The organism is Paracoccus sp. UBA5162 (assembly GCF_002413585.1).
In the GTDB taxonomy this organism is placed as follows: Bacteria; Pseudomonadota; Alphaproteobacteria; order Rhodobacterales; family Rhodobacteraceae; genus Paracoccus.
In genome coordinates this window covers 1,106-20,243 of sequence record NZ_DHXG01000063.1, presented here as the reverse complement: position 1 = coordinate 20,243, position 19,138 = coordinate 1,106, and the positions used below count along the sequence as shown (strand labels likewise).

Sequence of the window (19,138 nt, the reverse complement as noted above, 5' to 3'; positions counted from 1 at the left end):
GTCCCAAGTCTCCGAATCTCGAAAATTACAGCGAGACCTTCACGAAACTGTCGCGCAGGGCGGCGGACCAGGCGGCGCTCATTTCCATGAAGTCCTGATCGCCCTCCAGGATCCGGCGTCTGGCCGAGATCGTGCAGGCATCCTTTTCGATGATCGCCAGATCCAGCGGCATCCCGACCGACAGGTTCGAGCGCAGCGTCGAATCCATCGACAGCAGCACCGCCTTTTGCGCGTCGCCCAGGCTGGTCGCCGGCGTCACCACGCGGTCCAGGATCGGCTTGCCGTATTTGTGTTCGCCGATTTGCAGGAAGGGCGTGTCTTCGGTCGCCTCGATGAAATTGCCCTCGGGATAGATCAGGAACATCCGCATGTCGCCGCCCTTGCGCTGGCCCGCGACGATCATGCTGGCGCTGGCCTGCTGGCGCAGGTCGCGGCATTGTTCGGCGATCTCGCGCCGCGTGCGCGCCAGCGTGTCGCCGATGATCGTGGCGACCTGCAACATCGTCGGCGCCTTCAGGATCGAGGTCGTCTCATCGGCCATCTCGTCCTCGATCGCCTCGTCCAGACGTGCCAACGCCGTCTGGGTCACCGACAGCGATCCGGCGGTCATGATCGCCACGACACGCTCGCCCGGCTCCTCGAAGAAGAACATCTTGCGATAGCAGGCGATGTTGTCCAGCCCGGCATTGGTGCGCGTGTCCGACAGCAGGACCAGCCCGGCATTGAGTTTGAGACCGACACAATAGGTCATGGGAAGCAGCTACCCCGGAATTTCTGGCCGCATCCTAGGCGGGACCGGCAGGGGCCGCAATCGCCCGTCGCGCCGCGTCCGGGCACTGATGCATGACAGCCGCACGACATGTCGCGGCGATGGCTCGCATCCAGCGCCAAAAACGCGCATGATCGCCTGGTGCAACCCGATCGGAGCCCGTCATGTCCCTGTTCGCCCTGACCCGCCGTCACTTCCTGCAAGCCTCGACCGCCGGGATCGGCGCGGCGATGCTGCATCCTTTCGCGGCCCGCGCTTCGGCCGGGCAGGCCCATCTGCGGATCATGGAGACCACCGATCTGCATGTCCATGTCTGGCCCTATGACTACTATGCCGACAAGCCGGTCGATACCGTCGGCGCGGCGCGAACGGCGGCGTTGATCCGGGCAGTGCGGGACGAGGCGGGCAATTCGGTGCTGCTGGACAACGGCGATATCCTGCAAGGCAACCCGATGGGCGATTATGTCGCCTATGAACGCGGGATGAAGCCCGACGAGATGCATCCCATCATCACCGCCATGAACGAAGTCGGCGTCGAGGCGGGAACGCTGGGCAACCACGAATTCAATTACGGGCTCGATTTCCTGAAGAACGCGCTGGCAGGGGCGGGCTTTCCCGTCGTCTGCGCCAATGTCGCGACCCGGGCGGACGAGGATCCCGCCGCCGATGACACCCTGGTCCCGCCCTATGTGGTTCTGGACCGCGAACTGACGGATGGCGCCGGGCAGCCGCATCCGATCCGGCTGGGCATCATCGGCTTCGTCCCGCCCCAGATCATGCAATGGGATCGCAAGCATCTGGAGGGCAGGGTGACCGCCCGCGACATCGTCGAGGCAGCGCGGGCCTGGGTGCCGAAGCTGCGCGGCGAGGGTGTCGATCTGGTCGTCGCGCTGTGCCATTCCGGCATCGGCGCGGCCACGCACGAGCCGGGGATGGAAAACGCCGCCATTCCGCTGGCCGGCGTCGAGGGCATCGACGTGATCCTGACCGGCCATCAGCACCTGGTCTTTCCCGGCCCCGATTTCGAAGACACCGAAGGCGTGGACATCGCCGCCGGCACCATCGCCGGCAAACCCGGGGTGATGGCGGGGTTCTGGGGGTCGCATATGGGTCTGGTCGATCTGCTGCTGGAACGGCAGGGCGACGGCTGGGCGGTGATCGAACACAGTGTCGAGGCGCGGCCCATCTATCAACGCGACACGGATCGCAAAGTCGTGGCGCTGGTCGAAAGCGTGGCGGCGATCGAGGACAGCGTCGCGGCCGAACATCAGGCAACGCTGGACTACGTCCGCCGTGCGGTGGGCAAGACCTCGGCCCCGCTTTACAGCTATTTCGCGCTGGTGGCGGACGATCCCTCGGTCCAGATCGTCGCGAATGCGCAAGAATGGTATATCCGGCAGATGATGGCGGGAACCGAATATGAGGGTCTGCCGATCCTGTCCGCCGCCGCACCCTTCAAGGCCGGCGGCCGTGGCGGCCCGGATTACTACACCGACGTGCCCAGCGGCGATATCGCGATCAGGAATGTCGCCGATCTCTATCTCTATCCAAACACGATCCGGGCGGTGCAGGTGACCGGCGCCCAGGTCAGGGATTGGCTGGAACGCAGCGCGGGCATGTTCAACCGGATCAGGCCCGGCCAGCCTGACCAGATGTTGCTGAACCCCGAGTTTCCCAGCTACAATTTCGACGTGATCGACGGCGTGACCTATCGCATCGACCTGTCGCAGCCCTCGAAATATGACAGTGACGGAAAGATCGCCGACGAGGGCGCGGCGCGCATAGTCGATCTGGCCTTCGCGGGGCAGCCGATCGACCCGCAGGCCGAATTCATCGTCGCCACGAACAATTACCGTGCCGGCGGCGGCGGAAATTTTCCCGGCAATGACGGCTCGACCATCGTATTCGAGGGCCCGGACACGAACCGCGACATCATCGTGCGCTACATCGTCGAGCAGGGCACCATCGACCCCGAGGCCGACGGCAACTGGTCTTTCGCCCCGCTGGAGGGCGCGACGGTGCTGTTCGATACCGGCCCCGAAGCCGCGCGCTACCTCGACGAGATCAAAGGCGTTGCCATAGAAGCGGTGGGCGATGGCGAGAACGGCTTCGCGCGCTATCGCATCACGCTGTAGGGTCAGGTGTCCGATCCGGCGGCGGGGGGCGCGGCCCCCCGGTCGCTGACGCGACTCCCCCCGAGGTATTTTTAAAGAGCGCGAGGGGTGGACGCAGGCTTCTCGCGCTCTTTGCAATTACCTGCGGGGGTGAATTGGCCGCAGGCCAGGAGGGGGCCGGCGAGGCCCCTTCGTCGCGAGGCGCCATGACGTTGCGGTTTTCCGAAGTGCCAAGGCGTGTTTCAGCTTTGCGTCTGGCTCTGGCTCTGGCCTTGCAGTGTCTCGATGTCCTCGACGCGGACCGCGACGTCCAGCTTTTCGACTCCCCGGCCGATGGCGATGCCCCGGATCGGCGCCGCATCGGCCGCGTCAAGGCCCGAGGCCAGCCGGACATAGCGTTCGTCCGGGCAGCAGGCATTGGCCGCATCGAAGCCGACCCATCCCAAACGCTCGACATGGATTTCGGCCCAGGCATGGGCCGCTTCCTGGGATTGGCCGTCCTCGGTCACGTGCAGGTAGCCCGAGACATATCGCCCCGGCAACCCGCGGATCCGCGCCAGCGCGATCAGGGCATGGGTATGGTCCTGGCAGACGCCCTGCCCCAGCTTCAGCGCCTCGGCGGCCGTTGTCTGGGTCCGGGTCACGCCGGGACGATAGGCGATGGCCTCGCCGACCGCCGCCGACAATCTGTGCGCCAGATCCAGGTTGTCCGCGGCCTCGGTCACGCTGTCGGCCAGTTGCCGCAGGCCGTCATCGGCCCGTGTCGTTCCGGTGTCGCGCAGATAGGCCATCGGGTGGATCATCTCGCGATGGCCGCGCAACACGCCGGCGGTATCGCGGGTCTCGACCCGGCCCGCGATCTTCACGATCACCTCCTGCGCGGGGCCGCGCACGGCCCAGCCCTCGATCCAGTCTCCGGCACCGTCGCGAAAGCTGGGCCCCTTGACGCCGCCGCTTACCTCGATGCGCCAGTCATGGGCCTTCTGCCCCTCGAAGACCGAGGGAGTCAGTCGCAGGCTCTGGACGAAGTTGCGGATCGGGTGGTCATAGCGATAGACGGTTTCATGAAGGATTCCGAGTTTCATCCGCCTACGAGCCTCCCAGCAGGTAATCTTCGTGCACGCGCATCGAGATGACTCCGATCTCGGCGATGAACCATGACAGGAATTCGTGCAGCCCCTCATCGAAGATCGCGTCGATATCGCGCGCCTGCAACGCTTCCAGCACTTCACGCGACTTGTCGCGCGCGGTGGTCGGTGCCTTGTCGCCATAGCGTTTGGCCAGTCCCTCCAGGTGCCAGACGCCTTCGTAAAGCGAGGTGATCAGCGATCGCGGGCTTTCCCCGTTCAGGATCAGGAAATCGGCGACGCGACCGGCGGTGATGTCGCCGCCATAGGCCCAATGATAGGCCCGATGCGCCGACAGCGCCCTCAGGATCACCTGCCACTGATAGGTGTCAAGGCCGGAGCCCACGAATTCGATCCGGGGAAGAAGGACGAAATATTTCACATCCAGCAGCCGCGCCGTCGCATCCGCGCGTTCCAGGCCATAGCCCAGATTCATGAAATGCCAGCCATCGTTGCGAAGCTGGGTCGCATTGATCGCGCCGCGCACGGTCGAGGTATGGCCGGTGGTGAAATCCGTCAGGTTCGCCGTGTCGATGCGGGATCGCGGCGTCTTCTCGATCTTGCGCAATTCCTGATAGCTGACGTTCAGCGCGTCCCAGACCTGGCTGGTCAGCGCGGTGCGCACGATGCGTCCGGCTTCGCGGGCCTTTTCGATGCAGGACACGACCGAAGACGGGTTGTCGCGGTCGAAGAAGATGAATTCCTCGATCTTTTCCTGCGTGATCTCGCCGTATTTGTCGGCGAACAGGGCCGAGGTGCCCGAAGCCTGCAGAAGCGAGTTCCATTCGTTCTGGTAGCCCGCCTCGGTATTGGGCAGCAGGGTGATCCGCTGGCCCACATCCAGCAGGCGGGCGGCGGTTTCCGCGCGTTCCAGATGGCGGCCCATCCAGAACAGGTTCGAGGCGGTGCGGCACAGCATGGTCGTTCCCCTCTGTTATTCCGACAGGACCCAGGTGTCCTTGACGCCGCCGCCCTGCGATGAGTTCACCACAAGGCTGCCTTCGCGCAAGGCCACGCGGGTCAGCCCGCCCGGCACCAGTTCGATCCGGTCGCCGCACAGGCAATAGGGCCGCAGATCGACATGGCGCGGCGCGATGCCTTCCTCGACGAAGGTGGGGCAGGTGGACAATGACAGCGTTGGCTGGGCGATGTAGTTCGACGGATCGGCGGCGATCTTGGCGCGGAACGCCTCGATTTCGTCGCTGGTGGATTTCGGACCCACCAGCATTCCGTATCCGCCCGATCCGTGGACCTCCTTCACGACCAGATCCGGCAGGTTCTCCATCACATAGCGGTAGTCGTCATCCTTCCACAGGGTCCAGGTCTGGACGTTGTTCAGGATCGGCTCCTCGCCCAGGTAGAAGCGGACCATCTCGGGCACGAAGGTATAGATCGCCTTGTCATCGGCAACCCCCGCGCCAGGGGCCGAGCAGATCGAGACCCCGCCCGAGCGATAGACATCCATCAACCCCGGAACGCCCAGCAGGGAATCGGGCCGGAAACACAGCGGATCGAGAAACGGATCGTCGATCCGGCGATAGATGACATCGATACGCTTCGGCCCCTGTGTCGTGCGGGCATAGACGAATTCCCCATCGACGAAGAGATCCGCACCCTCGACCAGTTCGACGCCCATCAGGTTGGCCAGAAAGCTGTGTTCGTAATAGGCGCTGTTGAAATGTCCCGGCGTCAGGATCACGCAGGTCGGCCGCCCCTCGCATTTCTGGGGCGCCACCGATTCCAGGGTGCGACGCAGCAGGTCGGGATATTGGTCCACCGGCTCGATCCGGTTACCCCGAAACAATTGCGGAAACATCCGCATCATGATCTCGCGGTTTTCCAGCATGTAGCTGACGCCTGACGGCGTGCGGCAATTGTCTTCCAGCACGAAGAATTCGTCCTTGGCGGTGCGGACAAGGTCAATGCCGATGATGTGGGAATAGACGCCGCGCGGAGGGATGACGCCGACCACGGCCTTTTCATAGGCGTCGTTCTGATAGACCAGTTTGGCAGGGATGCGGCCGGCGCGAATGATCTCGCCCCGGCCATAGACATCGCGCAGAAAGGCGTTCAGGGCCCGGGCGCGCTGCTTGATGCCGCGTTCCAGCTTGCGCCATTCGTTCTGTTCGAAGACGCGCGGCATCATGTCGAAGGGGATCAGCCGGTCGGGATCGCCGCCCTCGCCATAGACCGCGAAGGTGATGCCGATGCGACGGAACAGCGCCTCGGCCTCTGCCTGTTTCATCTGGCGGAAATCGTCCGGCATCGTGTCCACCCAGTCGCTGAGGCGCGCATAGGGGTCTCGGACTCGTTTTCCTTCATACATTTCATTGTAGTATGTCATCATCCCCCCCGGGTTGGACCATCAGCCCTTCACAGGCCTTTCAGGCTGCCGATGATCAGAGACCGGTCCTGTGGAGTCCACAGGGGAAAGCCGGGAAATGCACGAAAGTTCCGCGAATGCCGGCCTCCTCCGCGGTCCGGGATGCCCCCGGCGCGGCAGGCTGCCAAAGTTTTGGGCAGGGCTAAACCAGTTCAACGGCGATTGCCGTGCCTTCTCCGCCGCCGATGCAGATGGCCGCCACACCGCGCCGACCGCCGCGAGACCTGAGTGCATGGATCAGGGTGACGATGATCCGCGCGCCCGAGGCACCGATTGGGTGGCCAAGCGCGCAGGCCCCGCCATTGACGTTGACGATGCCATGATCCAGTCCCATCCGCGCCATGAACGCCATCGGCACGACCGCGAAAGCCTCGTTCACCTCCCACAGATCGACATCGGCGGCGGACCAGCCGATCCGCTCCAACAGCTTCTGGGCGGCGGGAACGGGCGCGGTCGGAAATTGTCCCGGCTGTTGCGCGTGGCTGGCATGACCCAGGATCCGGGCCAATGCGCCATCCCCGTCCGCGCCGATCGCCAGCGCCGCCGCCCCGTCCGAAATCGAGCTGGAATTGGCCGCCGTCACGGTGCCGTCCTTGCGGAAGGCCGGCTTCAGATGCGGGATTTTTTCGGGCCGGGCGTTACCGGGCTGTTCGTCGGTATCGACGACAATCTCGCCCCGGCGGCCGGTCAACGTGACCGGCGCGATCTCGGCCGCGAAGGCGCCCGAGGCGATCGCGTCCGCCGCGCGCGACAGGCTGGCCAGCGCGTAGCGGTCCTGCGCCTCGCGGCCAAAGCCGAATTCGGCGGCGCAATCCTCGGCAAAAGTGCCCATCAGACGGCCCTTGTCATAGGCGTCCTCCAGCCCGTCCAGAAACATGTGATCCAGCGCCTGCGCATGGCCCAGCCGCGCGCCGCTGCGCATCCGCGGCAGCAGATAGGGGGCGTTGGACATGCTTTCCATGCCGCCCGCGACGACCAGATCGGCGCTGCCGGCGCGAATCGCGTCCATCGCCATCATCACCGCCTGCATTCCCGATCCACACATCTTGTTCAGCGTCGTCGCAGGCAGCGATTCGGGCAGCCCCGCCAGGAAGCCGGCCTGACGCGCCGGCGCCTGTCCCTGACCGGCGGGCAGCACGCAGCCCATGAACAGCGCATCGGGATCGCCGGCCGCGCGGTCCGCCCGGTTCAGCGCCGCGCGAATGGCGACGCCGCCCAGTTCGGGGGCGCTGGACTCGGCCAGCGCGCCTTGCAGACCTCCCATGGGCGTGCGCGCGCATCCCAGAACGAAAATGTCTCGCATTGTCACGATCTCTCCCGGCTCGACCTGTTCCCGCTTACCGGATCGTAACCATTTGCGTCTAGTCGTGAGAGGGAAAACAAGAGGGAATCGGGATCATGCTGGACGCTGTCGACCATGGTGGGGAAATGAGGGTCAGGGTCACCGGCAGTCGCATCGACGCCGCGATCGCCACCAGGTTCAAGGACAAGCTGCGCGAGATCGCGCTGCGCAACCGCAAGCCGGTTGTAATGGATATGAGTGCCGTTGATTTCATGGACAGTTCGGGCCTTGGTGCCGTAATCGCGGTGCGCAAGGCGATGCCCGAAAACCTGCCGCTGATCCTCCAGGGGCTGACGCCCAATGTCGAACGGGTGTTCCGTCTGACACGGATGGATTCGGTTTTCGAGATCCGGCCGGCCGCCACGGAGGGACCGGAGACCACATGACCCCGACCCAGCGGCAGAACGCCGAAGTGAAAGGAGGGGGCCGGGTGCGGACACAACCGATGTTTCATCAGGTGCTGTCCGCCCGCCCCGACAGCGTGCGCGGCGCGTTGATGGATGTGCGCCGCCGCTTCGCCGGCGAGGTCAGCGATGATACGCTGGGCCGGCTGGAACTGGTTCTGGCCGAGGTGATGAACAATGTCGCCGAACATGCTGCGACAGACGCCGGGGGAACGGTTCGCAGAACCTTGCCGCAGATCCATCTCTGCATCGTCCGGCACGAATCCGGGCTGGCCTGCGCGATCACCGATAACGGCATCTCCGTTCCCGCCGATTGCCTGCTGCCGCGCGACCTGCCGCGAAACGATGTCGCCGATCTGCCCGAGGGCGGCTTCGGCTGGTATCTGATCCAGGATCTGACACAGGCTCTTTGCTATTACCGCGAACAGCAGCGAAATTTCCTGGCCTTCAGCGTGCCCTTTGCCGAGGTTTGAGCCATTGCCGGACCGGCCGCGGAATGCGCGATCGTGATCGCCAGCGCTGCAGAAGGCGCCCTGCGGCCTCAGTTCAGTTGCGCGGCAAGGCGATAGCTGCCATCAGCGAAATCGCTGAACATCTCCATCACATCGGGATGGTCCAGCGGCTCGCCAGAGGCATCGGCCTCTAGGTTCTGCTCGGACACATAGGCAACGTAATAGGTTGCCTCGGTTTCGGCATAAAGGTGATAGAAGGGCTGGTTCTTGGCCGGCCGCGCATCTTCGGGAATGGAATCATACCATTCCTGCGTATTGGCGAATTCGGGATCGACGTCGAAGATGACGCCGCGAAACGGACGATGACGATGGCGGACAACCTGGCCCAAACCGAATTTCGCGACGCGGTGATATGACTGCATGGCTGTCGCCTTCCATGTTCCTGCCGGCAGAGAGCGGATGTCGCGCCTTCTAATCCCGTCGGGCGATTCTGTCCACCGGATCGGCAGCATTTGCATGATCCGAAGGCAAGACCGGGCATAAACGCCGGCGCCCTGCCTATTCCGGCGGCAACGGATCCCGATCCTCGTCCAGCAGCGGCACGGTCGAGATCGCCATTTTTGCCGAACCATCGGTCAGTTCATTGGCGTGGGCCAGGTAGATCAGCACGCGGTTCTCCTCGTCATAGATCCGCTTGACGCGCAAGGACTTGAAAACCAGCGAGCGGCCCTCGCGGAACACATCCTCGCCGCCCTTTCCGCGCCGGATCCCGCTCAGGTCGATGGGTCCTGTCCGCGCGCATTCGATGGCGCTGTTCGAGGGATCCTCGAACCAGTTGCCCTGGCTCAGCCGGTCCAGCATCGAACGGTCGAAATAGGCCAGATGGCAGGTGACGCCGCCAACCTCGGGATCGCGGATCGCCTCGATCACGATATCGTTGCCGATCCAGTCCACGCCGATCTTGCCGATCTCCTCCGCGGCCGTGGCCGCGGGGATCAGCAGTGACAGGGCAAGCAGGCGCGCGATCATGACGCGGCCTGCGGCAGCAGCGGCACCCGGCCGTCGTCGGTCAGAAGATGCACCTGCCCGGCCTCGATCGCGACCGCGCAAAGCGGCCGACCATAGGCCGCGCCGCCGTCGATATTCAGGCGATTTCCGTAATGGGTTGCCGTGTCGATGGCGGTATGGCCATGCACGATCAACGGCCCGTGATCAGCGTCGCTGTCCAGAAAATCCTTGCGGATCCAGACCAGATCCTGTTCGGCCTGATCCTGAAGATCGATGCCCGGTCGGATGCCGGCATGGACGACCAGTGCCTCGGGATGCAGGAACCACAAGGGCAGCGAGGACAGGAATCGGGCGTGCGCATCGGGCACCGCGCGGCGTGCCTCGGTCAGCAACCGGTCGCCGGAAAGCGTCGGATCGACGCCATAGGATGCCAGCGTCGCGGCCGCGCCCAGCCCGCTATGCGCGATCCAGGTCCGGCCCGAGGCCAGCCCCGGATCGACCCAGGCGGGATCGGACAGGAAGATCGGCAGGAAGCGGTCGTGATTGCCGCGCGTGACCACCCAGTTGCGTCCCGCGTCGCGCCCCCGCATCAGATATTCCACCGCGCCGCGCGAATCCGGGCCCCGATCGACCAGGTCGCCGACATGGGCGATCAGCGCGTGCTTGCCGCCATCGCTGAAAATCCGTTCATGCGCGGCGCGCAGCAGCTCCGGGTGGCCGTGAATGTCTCCGACGACGTAAAGGGTCATGGCGGCGGGCGTTCCTTGTTCCTGCATCCGGTCAGATCGCCGCGCGCCCGTCAAGGGCGCGCGGCGCAAGGTTCAGACCTCGAAATGCAAACGGCGGGCCTGCAGGAACTTGCCGGTCTTATGCAGGGCCGCCAGGGCCTGGTCGCTGATCGGTTCGTCCAGATACAGGATCGCGATCGCATCCTCGCCCCCGGTCGAACGTCCCAGCGTGAAATTGGCGATGTTGACCCCCAGATCGCCCAGCGTCATGCCAAGCGCGCCGATGACGCCCGGCACGTCCTTGTTGCGGGTATATAGCATGTGTTCGCCGATCTCGGCATCGATGTTGATGCCGCGGATCTGGATGAAGCGCGGCTTTCCGTCGCTGAAGACGGTGCCTGCGATCGATCGCTCGCGCTGCTCGGTGACGACGGTCAGCTTGACATAGCCCTCGAAAATGCCGCCCTTGTCCTGCCGCGTGGTCGAGACCCGGATGCCGCGCTCCTTCGCGATCACCGGGGCCGAGACCGGATTCACGTCCGGATTGGTGGCCTTCATCACCCCGGCGATAGCCGAGGCGTTCAGCGCGTTCAGGTTCATCGAGGCCACCGCCCCGTCATAAAGCACGTTGATCGCCTTGATCGGCTCATCCGTCATCTGGCCCACGAAGGCGCCCAGATGGGCGGCCAGCCTGATCCACGGGCCCATCACGGTGGCCTCCTCGGCGGTGACCGAAGGCATGTTCAGCGCGTTCTGCACCGCCCCGGTCAACAGGTAGTCCGACATCTGTTCGGCCACCTGCAGCGCCACGTTTTCCTGCGCCTCGGTGGTCGATGCACCCAGATGCGGGGTCACGACGACATTGGGCAGGTTGAACAGCGGGCTTTCGGTGGCGGGCTCGACCGCGAAGACGTCGAAGGCCGCACCGGCCACGCGGCCGTCCTTCAACGCTTCGGCCAGCGCCTCTTCATCGACCAGCCCGCCGCGCGCGCAATTGATGATCCGGACGCCCTTCTTCAGCTTGCCGATGGCGTCTCGCGACAGGATGTTCCTGGTCTTGTCGGTCAGTGGCACGTGAAAGGTGATGAAATCCGACCTGCCCAGAAGATCGTCCAGATCGACCTTGGTCACGCCGATCTCGGTCGCGCGTTCCTCGGACAGAAAGGGGTCATAGGCCAGCACCTTCATGTGCAGCCCAAGCGCGCGATCGATGACGATGGACCCGATATTGCCCGCGCCGATCACGCCCAGGGTCTTGTTGAACAGCTCCACCCCCATGAAGCGGCTCTTTTCCCATTTGCCGGCATGGGTGCTGACGCTGGCTTCGGGCAATTGCCTTGCGACGGCGAACATCATCGCGATCGCATGTTCGGCCGTGGTGATCGAGTTCCCGAACGGCGTGTTCATCACGATCACGCCCTTCTTGCTGGCCGCAGGAATATCGACATTGTCGACCCCGATTCCGGCGCGCCCGACGACCTTCAGTCTGGTCGCTTTCTCCAGCAGCTTGCCGGTCACCTTGGTCGCGGACCGGATCGCCAGCCCGTCATAATCGCCAATCACCTCGGCCAGCTTTTCCTTGTCCTTGCCCAGATCGGGCAGGTAATCCACCGCGACGCCGCGGTCGCGGAAAATCTGGACGGCGGTTTCCGACAGCTTGTCGGACACAAGAACCTTCGGCATGTCATTCATCCTCATGTGTCGCACCGGGGCCGCGCCCCGCAGGTGCGATCATCTTCGTTGTGGAAATATCCTGCAGGGGGTCTGGGGGACGCAAAGTCCCCCAGCCGTCGCGGGACGCATGTCACTGTGCGGCCAGTTCGGCTCGATAGGCGTGTTCGATCCAGGGCATCAGCGCGGCCACATCGGATGCCTCGACGGTCGAGCCGCACCATATTCGCAGCCCCGGCGGCGCGTCGCGATACGACCCCGCATCCAACGCCACGCCCTCTTTCTCCAACCGCCTGGCGACGGCCTTGGCGAAGGCGGCGCCGTCCCTGATCGCCGGATCGGTGAATTTCAGGCAGACGCTGGTGGTCGAGGCCGTCGCCGGATCCTCGGCCAGATCGGCGATCCAGTCCTTGCCGGCGATGAAATCGCGCACCGCCGCGGCATTCGCCTCGGCCCGCGCGATCAACCCCTTCAGCCCGCCGATGGACCCGGCCCATTTCAGAGACACGAGATAATCCTCGACCGCCAGCATCGAGGGCGTGTTGATCGTCTCGCCCTTGAAGATGCCCTCGTTCAGCTTGCCGCCCTTGGTCAGCCGGAAGATTTTGGGCAAGGGCCTGTCGGGGGTAAAGCTTTCCAGCCGCGCGACCGCGCGTGGCGACAGGATCAGCATCCCATGCGCGGCTTCACCGCCCAGAACCTTCTGCCAGCTGAAGGTGACCACATCCAGCTTGTCCCAGGGCAGGTCCATGGCAAAGGCTGCCGAGGTCGCGTCGCAAATGGTCAGCCCTTCGCGATCTGCGGGGATCGCATCGCCATTCGGCACGCGCACGCCGCTGGTCGTGCCGTTCCAGGTGAAGACGACATCCCTGTCGAAATCGACCTGTCTGAAATCGACGATCTGGCCGTAATCGGCCTTGCGAACGGTCGCGTCCAGTTTCAGCTGTTTGACCGCATCCGTCACCCAGCCCTCGCCGAAGCTTTCCCAGGCCAGCATCTCGACCGGGCGCTGGCCCAGCATGGTCCACATGGCCATCTCGACCGCGCCGGTATCAGAGGCCGGAACGATGCCGATGCGGTAATCTTCGGGCACGCCCAGAATCGTGCGGGTCAGGTCGATCGCCTCGGCCAGCCTGGCCTTGCCGATTGCCGCGCGATGCGACCGCCCCAGCGGCGCGTCCGACAGCATGTCCAGATTGTAGTGGGGGATCTTGGCGCAAGGGCCAGAGGAGAAGCGCGGATTCGCCGGCCGCGCGGCCGGAGTCGTCAGGTCTGTCATGTGACTCAGCCTTCCAGCTAAAAGCCCCTCGTTGGGGAGGGGTGTCCCACGGACGCCTCTACGAGAACCCCCAAAAAAACGCAATAGCCAAAGAGTCTTGCAAAACCGATCATGCAGCTTCGCGCGCGTCGATGCAGAACGGGACGGGAACGTGCGATTGCGATTGGCACGTCATTGACACGCGGTGTTCTGGCGACGTTCCACCGGAAAACGAAAGCCCCGGCGCGCTGGCAGGCGCAACCGGGGCGGATAACGAAGTCTGGCTAGACTGGATCGACAATAACCTGAAACGCGAATCTGCGGCAAGGGGCTTGCTCCAAGCCGTGTTTGCCTGTGACGCTCGCGACCGCGTTCCCCTGATGGAACGGTTCATCGACGTGATGCGCGCCGGGCAGCCGACCACCGGTTTCGGGCCGATCATGGCCGAGGCTCGGGAATGGGCGGTTTGGGCCACCCGCGCCGAGCTAAAAGCCTATGCCCTCGCCGCCTGTGAGGCGATGAACGGTCGAGACCAAGCCGCCTTCCTCGGGCATCTCGACCGGAGGGCGGCGGCATGAACACCATTCGCGCATCCCGCCTCGGCACCCTCTACGGCATCCGGGGCGCTACAGCCGCCACGCTGGCCCTGATCATCTGGGGGGCTGGCGATGAATAGGCAGCTTTCCGTGGACGAATTGCTCTGGTCATGGCCGACCGTCTGCAAGGCGGCATCGAACGACTGGGCCAAGGGCTTCGCTCTGTCGATCATGCGGCAGTCCAAGCGCCGCAACTGGCAACCCAGCCCAAAGCAACACGCCCTGATGAACCGCATGGTGAATGAGGTTTACCAGCATCGCGGCGACTTCGACGGCTGCGACGACTTCGATCTGATCGATCGGGGTGACGCATGATTTGCAAGGACGCATCGAAGTTGACCCGCGAGGCGCTCGAGGACGATTGGGTCGGGTTGCATGAGTTGGTGGCCGAACTGCCCGCTGGCGCGCGGACGGATCGCCACGAAATCGAGAACCTGAAAGCCCAGATGCCCGAGGCGGCGAGACCGAGCGGACCGTGGGCCTGTCTCTGGCTGCGGCCCGTATCGTGGCCCGGTATCGCGGCGTCCGTGCCTGCCAGCCCGAGGCGACCCCATGACGGCGACGGCGGTCAAGGCAAAAGCGCGGGCTGGATCTGGTCCCAATGCCCGGAAATCGGTCGGGGCGGGGGACCGGCGCCTAAGTGTTGCGCTCTCTCTTCCGGCCCCAAACATGGCCGATCAGGCGATTGCATTTCTGGAAACCCTGAAAATTCCGGAGGGGAAAATGGCCGGTCAACCGCTCAAGCTGGCCGGATTTAAGCGCCAATTCGTTTGCGGCTCTCTGGGCGACGGCGTGATGGTGGCCTGCCTGTCAATCGGACGCGGAAACGCCAAGACCGCTCTGTCTGCCGGGCTGGCGCTCGGCGCGCTCAAGGGCGTCTGGGACGATCAGCCGAAACGCGAGATCCTGTTCGCTGCGCGGAACCGCGATCAGGCCAAGACCGCGTTTCAGTTTCTGGTCGGTTTCATCGAAGGGCTGCCCGAGGATGAACAAGAGCAATTCCTGATCCGGCGCGGCTCCAAGCTGGAAGTCGAATATTCCGGCAATGGCGGCGGGCTGGCGCGCTGTATCGCGGCTGACGGCAAGTCGACTTGTATCCTCGGCGTGGATCCTGGCGGCAGCCGGTCCATGTCGGCGGCGGCGCTCTACTGGCCCGAAACCGGGTGTCTGGAAGCCTTGGGCACCTTCCCCAGCAATCCCGGCCTTGCGGATCGCGGCGCGGCTGACAGCGTGTCGGGGCGCTATGTCGAGATGGCCGAGCGTGGCGAACTGATCACGATGGGCGATGCGACCGTTCCGCCCGGCCCTTGGCTGGCCGAGATCGTGCGGCAACTGGACGGGGCCGAGGTGGCCTGTGTCGTGGGCGACCGGTTCCGCCATGCCGAATTTGTCGAGGCGATGGAGAAAGCCGGGTTGTCCCGCGTCCCGTTCATCTGGCGCGGCTTCGGATGGAAGGACGGCAGCGAGGACGTGGAACGCTTTCGGCGGGCGCTGTTCGACGGCGAGGTGAAGGTTTCCCCGTCGCTGCTGCTGCGCTCGGCTTTCTCCGATGCCATCGTCCTGCATGACCCGGCCAACAACGCCAAGCTGGCGAAGGCGCGATCCCTCGGCCGCATCGACGCTGCTGCGGCAACGCTGCTGGCCGTCGCGCAGGGGCAGCGCATGAAGGCGGCTCCGACGCGGAAAGCGAGGGTCGCATGGGCATGATGCGTCAGTATCACCGGCATTCAAAGCGCGTGACCTCAACCCGGCGCTGGCAGGTTCTGCGGCATGTCGTTCTGGAACGCGACGGCTGGGCCTGCGTCGATTGCGGGCAGACGCGCGGCAGGCTGGAAATCGACCATATCCAGCCGGTGCGGACGCGCCCCGATCTGGGCTTCGACCCGGCCAATTGTGCGACCCGCTGCCCGTCCTGCCACACGAAAAAGACCCGGATCGAGTGCGGGCATTCCGCGCCGATCATCACCCCCGAGCGTCAAGCCTGGGGCAAAGCTGTTGCCGAACTGGCGACAAATCCCAACCCGGCAACATGAGGTAATGACATGCTGGATTCTGTGAAAATCGCCCGTCGCCAGTCGGAAATCCGGCAGGCGCTGGCGGAACTGGTGGGCAAGGACAAGCCGACCGAGGACGAAACGCGGTCCATGAGCGACATGGATCAGGAATATCGGACCAACGAAACCCGTTATCGTGCGGCCCTGACTGCCGAGGATCAGGAACGGCGCGAGGCCGGGGCCGATCTGGAAACCCGTTCGGACCGGGAATGGTCCGATCTGGTCGGGCGCTTCGAGCTGCGTCAGGTGGCTTTCGCCCTCGATGAAGGCCGGGCGCTGAACGGGGCGACGAAAGAGATCGTCGAGGAACTGCGCAACGCGGGCGGCTATCAGGGCATCCCTGTTCCTTTCGCCGCGCTTGAAACTCGCGCGGGCGAGACTGTCGCGGCTGATGTGCCGAACCCCAAGACGATCCGCCCGATCATCGACCGGATCTTTCCCGGCAGCGTGGCCGAGCGGTTGGGCGTCCAGCGCATCAACATCACCTCGGGCGAACTGGCCTTTCCCGTCGCCACGGCGGGCGCGATCTTCGGCTGGCAGACCAATGAACTCGCCAATGTCGGCGCGGCTTCGGAATATCAGACCGCCGAGCGCAGCCTGAACCCCGATCATACCGGCGGCGCGCAGATGGTGATCAGCCGCAAGGCTCTGAAGCAGGCAGGCGAAGGTCTGGAGGCTGCAATCCGGCGCGATCTGAACGCGGTGCTCGGCACCGAATTTGATCGGGTTGTGATCAACGGCAGCGGCGCGGCGGGCGAGCCTCTGGGCTTCATCCCCGGCGCGGCGACCTACGGCATCACCGAGACTGCCGTTGGCGCGACGGCAACCTGGGCGGCATTCCGCGCCGAAGTCGTGGCCTTCATGCAGGCCAACGCGATCACCTCGGCCAGCCAAGTGAACCTGGGCTTTGACCCGGCGATCTGGGCGGCTCTGGATGATGCGTTGATCAGCGGCACGGCTGTGAGCGAATGGGACCGCCTGACCAAGCATGTCGGAACCCCGGCGATCAGCAACGTGATCCCCGGTGAAACGGCGATCATGACGGCCAACGTGCAGGGTCCTGACCGGGCTTGTCACCGCGGACTTCACTGTCCCGCGCGGTTTGCAAACCCGCATCCTGACCGGCATCGGTGAACCCTGATGCTGTGGGGCGGCAATCTCGGGGCGCTGGAACTGCGCAGCGAGGGCGGGGCAACCCGCCTTCGGGCGACGTTCCCCTATGGAGCCGAAACCGAACTGGCACCGGGGCGGCGCGAGGTTATCGCCTCTCGGGCATTCGCGGACCGGATCGAGGCGGGCGAGGATATTCACCTGCTGTCCGGTCACGATTACAACAAGCCCCTCGCCTCTCGGGCGGCGGGCAACCTCACCCTGGCCGATGGCGACGACGCGCTGGTGATCGAGGCGACGATTGCGGATGGCACGACCTGGGCGCGTGACTTTCTGGCGGCTCACGCGGGCGGGCTGATCCGGGGCCTGTCGCCGGGCTTCCGTGTCGATCTGGGCGGCGAACGCATCGAGCGGCGCGGCAACAGCGTCCTGCGGACCATCAGCCCGGCGGCGTTGTTTGAACTCTCGGCAGTCACCCGCCCCGCCTATTCCTCGGCCCAGATCGAGGCGCGGGCTTGGGAAACCCATCAGGACCGGCAGCCCTATCGTGGCGCTGTTCATCATCTGAATCGGTGGAGGCTCTGATGGGCGTCCTGGATCTGTTCCGGCGTGGATCAAGGGGCGGGCAACCACCCGTTGAAACCCGTTCATCCGGCACCGGCTACACCGCTTCGATCATGGCGGCGCGGGAAGCGTGGATCAGCGGCGCGTCCGGCATGGCCGAACTCACGGCGGCGGTGCAAACCTCTGTGAGCCTCTGGGAAAGTGGCCTTTCTCTGGCCGATGTGACCGGCACCGATCTGCTGGACCGGCGCACGATGGCGATCATCGCCCGCGCTCTGGCCTTGCGTGGCGAATGTGTCTTCCTGGTCCGCGACCGGCTTATTCCGGCGACCGATTGGGACGTATCGACCCGCAACGGCATTCCCCGCGCCTATCGACTCGGCATCCCCGAGATCGGCGGTGGGCGGCGGGAAACCGTGCTGGCCCCTGAGGTTCTGCATTTCCGCATCGGCTGTGACGCATCGACCCCGTGGGCAGGCTCGGCACCCCTGCGGCGGGCGCAACTCTCGGCACAGCTTCTGCATGAACTGGAAACGGCCCTGCGCGACGTGTTCAAGAATGCGCCCCTCGGCAGCCAGATCGTCCCCGTCCCCGAGGGCAGCGCCGACGATATGGAGCAACTTCGGGCAGGCTTTCGCGGGCGGCGCGGCGCGGCTCTGGTGATCGAGGGCGTGGCGCAGGCGACGGCGGCTGGCATGAACCCCCAGATCGGCCAGCACCCCGATCAGCTTTCCCCGCATCTGGACAAGACCCTGGCCGACAAGCTGTTGGCCGATGCCAAGGGCGCGATCTACGGCACCTTCGGCATTCTGCCCGGCCTGATGAACCCGGCGACGACCGGGCCGATGGTGCGCGAGGCCCAGCGGCACCTGGCGCAGCTTGTCCTGCAACCGATCGCCAACCTGCTGGCCGAGGAAGCCAGCGAAAAAATCGGGCTGGCCGTAAAAATCGACTGCGTGAGGCCGATGCAGCTTTCGACGCTGGCAGCAAGGCGCGGGCTTTCGCGACGATGCTGGGCGCGCTGGCCGAGGCCAAGGCGGCAGGCCTGGACGTGGCGACGATCAAGGATGCCGAGTCGTTCATCGACTGGCAGGACTGACGGCATAGGGCCGGGATGCGCCCTGCGGATTTCTGTTCCCGCGAAGCATCTGGGATTAGACGGTGAGTGCCCGGCTTTTGGGTAGCCATAACCCCGTCACGGCGCGGTCCCCTTCCGATACTTCCGGGGGGCGCGGCGCAGGTTGTCACGGATTACAGCGGGGGCAGCCACCGGACCCCGCGTCAGGGGACCAAGTGGCCGGGGGCAGTGGGATGCTGCACCGGCCCCGTTCTGTCAGCGGTCGACCAATCCGGCCTCCCTCCGTGAGCTAGGTCTCTATGGATTAATTCCGATATTGGATTCCAGCACGCAGCTATAGGTTCCGCCCTCGGTTTCGAGCCGCTGGCGAAGGATATTGCAGACCTCGTAGTCATCATTGAATCCGTGGATCAAGGCTACCTGCCCGCTGAACTGTTTGGTCAGTACGTAAGCGCCATCCAGTTGCTCATCGGAGAGAGG

The 19,138-nt window shown here is 64.7% G+C and carries 21 protein-coding genes; 10 read left to right on the top strand and 11 right to left on the bottom strand.

Annotation, left to right across the window (positions count from 1 at the left end):
- Positions 1–25: 25 nt before the first annotated feature.
- On the bottom strand, positions 26–751 hold the full coding sequence (locus tag B4A72_RS09360; protein ID WP_292959134.1) for a proteasome-type protease: 726 nt from the start codon (positions 749–751) through the stop codon (positions 26–28).
- Between the two features lie 182 nt (positions 752–933).
- Here B4A72_RS09360 and B4A72_RS09355 point away from each other — a divergent pair, with 182 nt between their 5' ends.
- On the top strand, positions 934–2,904 hold the full coding sequence (locus B4A72_RS09355; protein WP_292959133.1) for a bifunctional 2',3'-cyclic-nucleotide 2'-phosphodiesterase/3'-nucleotidase: 1,971 nt from the start codon (positions 934–936) through the stop codon (positions 2,902–2,904).
- A gap of 221 nt (positions 2,905–3,125) precedes the next feature.
- Here B4A72_RS09355 and B4A72_RS09350 read toward each other — a convergent pair whose 3' ends face one another.
- From B4A72_RS09350 to B4A72_RS09335, 4 genes are all read right to left on the bottom strand, one after another.
- Positions 3,126–3,968 (bottom strand): transglutaminase family protein, encoded by an 843-nt coding sequence (locus B4A72_RS09350; RefSeq protein WP_292978415.1) that lies wholly within the window; start codon positions 3,966–3,968, stop codon positions 3,126–3,128.
- A gap of 4 nt (positions 3,969–3,972) precedes the next feature.
- The gene (locus B4A72_RS09345; RefSeq protein ID WP_292959131.1) at positions 3,973–4,929 is read right to left on the bottom strand and encodes an alpha-E domain-containing protein; all 957 of its coding nucleotides are present in this window, start codon (positions 4,927–4,929) and stop codon (positions 3,973–3,975) included.
- A 15-nt stretch (positions 4,930–4,944) separates the two neighbouring features.
- Complete coding sequence (locus B4A72_RS09340) at positions 4,945–6,357, bottom strand: circularly permuted type 2 ATP-grasp protein (protein WP_292959130.1); 1,413 nt, start codon at positions 6,355–6,357, stop codon at positions 4,945–4,947.
- Between the two features lie 178 nt (positions 6,358–6,535).
- Positions 6,536–7,696, bottom strand: coding sequence for a thiolase family protein (locus B4A72_RS09335; RefSeq protein ID WP_292959129.1), 1,161 nt, complete (start codon positions 7,694–7,696; stop codon positions 6,536–6,538).
- A 95-nt stretch (positions 7,697–7,791) separates the two neighbouring features.
- On the opposite strand from B4A72_RS09335, the gene B4A72_RS09330 reads away from it, so the two are divergent.
- Complete coding sequence (locus B4A72_RS09330) at positions 7,792–8,121, top strand: STAS domain-containing protein (RefSeq protein WP_292959128.1); 330 nt, start codon at positions 7,792–7,794, stop codon at positions 8,119–8,121.
- 44 nt (positions 8,122–8,165) lie between these two features.
- Complete coding sequence (locus B4A72_RS09325; protein WP_292959127.1) at positions 8,166–8,612, top strand: ATP-binding protein; 447 nt, start codon at positions 8,166–8,168, stop codon at positions 8,610–8,612.
- Positions 8,613–8,680: 68 nt separating this feature from the next.
- Here the strand turns inward: B4A72_RS09325 and hspQ are convergent, their stop codons facing one another.
- The 5 genes from hspQ to B4A72_RS09300 form a co-directional block, all read right to left on the bottom strand.
- The gene (gene hspQ / locus B4A72_RS09320; protein WP_292959126.1) at positions 8,681–9,013 is read right to left on the bottom strand and encodes a heat shock protein HspQ; all 333 of its coding nucleotides are present in this window, start codon (positions 9,011–9,013) and stop codon (positions 8,681–8,683) included.
- A gap of 136 nt (positions 9,014–9,149) precedes the next feature.
- Entirely contained in the window at positions 9,150–9,620 is a 471-nt protein-coding gene (locus B4A72_RS09315) for a CreA family protein (protein WP_292959125.1), read from the bottom strand.
- Positions 9,617–10,348, bottom strand: a complete 732-nt coding sequence (locus B4A72_RS09310; RefSeq protein WP_292959124.1) for a metallophosphoesterase — start codon at positions 10,346–10,348, stop codon at positions 9,617–9,619. Before B4A72_RS09310 ends, B4A72_RS09315 begins: the two co-directional genes overlap by 4 nt.
- 72 nt (positions 10,349–10,420) lie before the next feature.
- Complete coding sequence (gene serA / locus B4A72_RS09305; protein WP_292959123.1) at positions 10,421–12,010, bottom strand: phosphoglycerate dehydrogenase; 1,590 nt, start codon at positions 12,008–12,010, stop codon at positions 10,421–10,423.
- 121 nt (positions 12,011–12,131) lie between these two features.
- Positions 12,132–13,277: a phosphoserine transaminase gene (locus B4A72_RS09300; RefSeq protein WP_292978413.1), complete on the bottom strand. Its 1,146-nt coding sequence runs from the start codon at positions 13,275–13,277 to the stop codon at positions 12,132–12,134.
- Between the two features lie 131 nt (positions 13,278–13,408).
- Between B4A72_RS09300 and B4A72_RS09295 the strand changes: the two genes are divergently transcribed.
- The 7 genes from B4A72_RS09295 to B4A72_RS09265 all read left to right on the top strand — a co-directional run bounded on the left by B4A72_RS09295 (position 13,409) and on the right by B4A72_RS09265 (position 18,764).
- A complete protein-coding gene (locus tag B4A72_RS09295) occupies positions 13,409–13,834 on the top strand; it encodes a hypothetical protein (RefSeq protein ID WP_292959121.1) in 426 nt (141 codons plus the stop codon).
- 108 nt (positions 13,835–13,942) lie between these two features.
- Positions 13,943–14,167 carry a hypothetical protein gene (locus tag B4A72_RS09290; protein WP_292959120.1) on the top strand — a complete coding sequence of 75 codons (225 nt, stop codon included), beginning with the start codon at positions 13,943–13,945 and terminating at the stop codon, positions 14,165–14,167.
- A gap of 408 nt (positions 14,168–14,575) precedes the next feature.
- Entirely contained in the window at positions 14,576–15,559 is a 984-nt protein-coding gene (locus B4A72_RS09285) for a hypothetical protein (RefSeq protein ID WP_292959119.1), read from the top strand.
- Between the two features lie 29 nt (positions 15,560–15,588).
- Positions 15,589–15,885, top strand: a complete 297-nt coding sequence (locus B4A72_RS09280; RefSeq protein WP_292978411.1) for an HNH endonuclease — start codon at positions 15,589–15,591, stop codon at positions 15,883–15,885.
- A 9-nt stretch (positions 15,886–15,894) separates the two neighbouring features.
- The gene (locus B4A72_RS09275) at positions 15,895–17,040 is read left to right on the top strand and encodes a phage major capsid protein (RefSeq protein WP_292978409.1); all 1,146 of its coding nucleotides are present in this window, start codon (positions 15,895–15,897) and stop codon (positions 17,038–17,040) included.
- A gap of 6 nt (positions 17,041–17,046) precedes the next feature.
- Positions 17,047–17,601: an HK97 family phage prohead protease gene (locus B4A72_RS09270; protein WP_292978407.1), complete on the top strand. Its 555-nt coding sequence runs from the start codon at positions 17,047–17,049 to the stop codon at positions 17,599–17,601.
- 131 nt (positions 17,602–17,732) lie between these two features.
- On the top strand, positions 17,733–18,764 hold the full coding sequence (locus tag B4A72_RS09265; protein WP_292978405.1) for a hypothetical protein: 1,032 nt from the start codon (positions 17,733–17,735) through the stop codon (positions 18,762–18,764).
- Positions 18,765–18,955: 191 nt separating this feature from the next.
- Here B4A72_RS09265 and B4A72_RS09260 read toward each other — a convergent pair.
- On the bottom strand, positions 18,956–19,138 hold a 183-nt coding region (locus tag B4A72_RS09260; protein WP_292978403.1), incomplete at its 5' end, for a hypothetical protein.